Genomic DNA, 1,404 nt, shown 5'->3' on the forward strand with positions numbered 1-1,404 from the left:
GACATAGGTCGTGCCGGCCCAGCCGGAGGTGACGGCCAGTCCGACCACGGCAGACCAGAACAGCGCCTGCCTGTCGGCGCGCAGTTCCGCATTGGCAAGCGTGGCCAGCAGGATCAGCAGGCCGGCAGCGATACCGACCGCGGCAACCGGCAGACCGCTCCAGGCGGCGGCGTAATGGGCCAGTCCCGGCGGGATTTCGGTGGTGACGTCCTGCTGTGTGAAAAACAGGTTGCGCAACGGGGCGAGGGGGCCTGCCAGAACGACATAGGTGGAGACGCCCATCACCAGCACGATCACAAAGCTGCGCAGGTCGCCGCCGCCCAGACGGGCGATGGCGCCGTAGCCGCAGTTGCCGCTGAGGGCCATGCCGTAGCCGAACATCAGCCCGCCAAGGATCGAGGCGGCGGGCATCCAGCGGATCGACAGGTAAAAGGACTGGCCGGCATCGACCAGCCCGAGGCCGATCAGCGCAAAGCTGGACGTGACCGCCACGCCGATAGCAATGCCCCACATCCGCATCCGCAGGGAGGAGCCGCCATAGAGCAGGTCTTCGATTGCACCCAGGGTGCAGAACCGTCCCAGCCGTGCGGCAAGACCCAGCAGTACACCGCCCAGAAGACCGATGCAGGCGGCCAGCTGGTGTTCTGTCAGGAGATCAAACATGCGGGGATTTCAATCAGGCCTCAGCTGCCGTCTTTGCAGAACAGGTCGTAGACCGTTTCCAGCATGCGGCGGGGTTTGTCGTCAGCGAGGCGGTAGAAGATTGCCTTCCCTTCCCGGCGGGGAATGACCAGGCCCTCCAGGCGCAGACGGGACAATTGCTGGGACACAGCAGCCTGGCGGGCCGACAGCAGTTCTTCCAGCTCGGTCACCGATTTTTCACCCGAGACCAGATGGCACAGGATCATCAGCCGGCCTTCGTGGCTGATCGCCTTGAGGAAATTGGAGGCTTTGGTGGCGTTGTCCACCATCCTGTCCATTTCTTCCGGTTCCATATCGGCGGAAAACTGCGGTAATGCCATCTGTTGTCTCCTGAGCGGCGCGCTGGCGCCGCACTCCTCTGCTTGACCCCTGCCGGGACGGTCAGCTGCCGCCCGGATTGTTCGTATTATCAACATATCCCGTATGAGCGCTTAACAAATCTGCAAGCAAGGGCCAAAAGAAATCTTCACCCGGATAGCCTTCAAGCCGGGCCTGTTCCTGGCCGTCCTCAACAATCAGGAAAGTCGGGGTGAACATGACCCGGCGGGCAATCTGCAGATCATCGGGCAGGGCGCGCAGATCCACCCGGCGCAGGGGAGCGAATTTGCCCTCGGCCGTTTTGGGGTAGATCGGGGCGATGTCTTCGTTCCAGCGGGCGCACCATTCGCAGCCTGCCTGTTCAACCATCACCAGTTCGGCCGC

General features: G+C 63.0%; 3 protein-coding genes. All 3 read right to left on the bottom strand.

Annotated features, from left to right (window positions below):
• Positions 1–663 (bottom strand): YeeE/YedE thiosulfate transporter family protein (locus tag A2I95_RS37920; protein ID WP_291737581.1); only part of this gene is annotated, 663 nt, incomplete at its 3' end.
• Positions 664–683: 20 nt separating this feature from the next.
• Positions 684–1,022 (bottom strand): helix-turn-helix transcriptional regulator, encoded by a 339-nt coding sequence (locus A2I95_RS37925; protein ID WP_291737582.1) that lies wholly within the window; start codon positions 1,020–1,022, stop codon positions 684–686.
• A 61-nt stretch (positions 1,023–1,083) separates the two neighbouring features.
• A partial coding sequence (locus tag A2I95_RS37930; protein ID WP_291737583.1) for a hypothetical protein occupies positions 1,084–1,404 on the bottom strand: 321 nt, incomplete at its 5' end.

Source organism: Leisingera sp. F5, assembly GCF_001593695.1.